The 1,372-nt window shown below is 61.2% G+C and carries 2 protein-coding genes and 1 pseudogene; 2 read left to right on the top strand and 1 reads right to left on the bottom strand.

Going from position 1 to position 1,372, the window contains the following annotated elements; translation table 11 throughout:
- Positions 1–184 (top strand): annotated as a pseudogene (locus tag AC1D0Z_RS21840) (chain length determinant protein tyrosine kinase EpsG); the annotation flags it as partial.
- Here the strand turns inward: AC1D0Z_RS21840 and AC1D0Z_RS21835 are convergent.
- Positions 171–575: a VanZ family protein gene (locus tag AC1D0Z_RS21835; protein WP_477660245.1), complete on the bottom strand. Its 405-nt coding sequence runs from the start codon at positions 573–575 to the stop codon at positions 171–173. The pseudogene AC1D0Z_RS21840 and the gene AC1D0Z_RS21835 overlap by 14 nt on opposite strands.
- 206 nt (positions 576–781) lie before the next feature.
- Here AC1D0Z_RS21835 and AC1D0Z_RS21830 point away from each other — a divergent pair.
- Positions 782–1,372 (top strand): WecB/TagA/CpsF family glycosyltransferase (locus AC1D0Z_RS21830; RefSeq protein WP_477660244.1); only part of this gene is annotated, 591 nt, incomplete at its 3' end.

Raw genomic sequence — 1,372 nt, 5'->3', positions numbered from 1 at the left:
CATCATCATTGATACACCGCCCGCCAGTGAGTGCGCAGATGCACATACTGTAGCTGTCCGGGCGGGCGCCGCGCTGGTTGTAGCGAGACAGAACATGAGCTCGATGCCGCAAATGACCCGTTTCACCCACAGTCTGCGGGAATTCGGGGTAGCGCTGGTTGGCTCCGTGCTTAACGATGCGTGAAGAAGCGGCCCGTCCCGAAGCGGCGGGCGCCCTCGAGTGCCCCGGCTCCCAGCAATCCACCTGCGGCGTCTGCAGCCAGGTCGGACCAGCTGGCTGCGCGGCCCGGCAGGAACGCCTGATGCAATTCGTCCATGATGCCCACCAGGAGGGCGCTCGCTACACACCAAAACACCACCCGCCAGCCGCGCGTGCCGCTTGCCACGCCGCCAGCAGCGCCCAGCATGCCGAAGACGACCAGGTGCGCCAGTTTGTCCCACGGCGAAGGAAACAGCCCGACGGCCACAGGCTGTGCGCCGAGAATGTAAAGCGCTGTGGCCGTCAGGACAACGCTGATCCCGGCCAGAATGCGGAGGGTGCGCTGGAGATTTTCCCGGGTGACGGTATTCAACATGTTTGCGATTTTGTCATGCCATGGGTTGCGGAAGCGAGGCAATGTTGACTTCTTCTTTCGACAGCCCGGCTGACTGGCGCCAACGCTGGTCCTTGCTGGTAGAGAAGATTGAGCGGGTGCAAAGCCCTGCCGACAGCCAGGCACTCCTGGCATCGCTTAGCCATCCCGTGCGCCCACTCGTTCTGGCTTTCGCGAATGCCCACGCGATGAATTCCATGGTGGCGTCTGCTTCATTTTTCGAGGCAATGCGCTCGGCTGATCTGGTGCTCAGGGATGGCTCCGGCATGTCAACGCTTTTTAAATTGCTGCGAATGCAGCCCGGCCTCAACCTCAACGGGACTGACTTCATCCCGCAACTGATCCGGGCTTTCGATGGCCGCAAAATTGCCCTGTTTGGCACGCGCGATCCCTACCTGAGCAAAGGCCGGTTGCGCGTCCAGCAGGAGCTGGCTCCTCACAGCCAGCTCATCGCTACCGATGGTTTCCGGGCTGTTGAGGCGTATGCCTTGCTGGCAGTTGAGCATCGGCCGTCCTTGATTGTTCTTGGCATGGGAATGCCACGGCAGGAGGAAGTGGCAGCCAGGCTGCGCGCTCTGCTGGATTTTCCCTGTCTGATTGTTTGTGGTGGGGCCATCATTGATTTTCTGGGCGGAAAAACGCCGCGTGCACCGCTGTGGATGCAGAAGGCCGGCCTGGAATGGCTGTTTCGCCTGGGACTGGAGCCGCGCCGACTGTTTCAGAGGTATGTGATAGGGAACCCGCTATTTTTAACGAGGGCCTTGCGTCTGGCCTCGCTG

Source organism: Polaromonas sp. P1_E3 (assembly GCF_056405935.1).
Note: the sequence above shows the minus strand (reverse complement) of the source record. Positions and strands in the feature narration are given on the sequence as shown.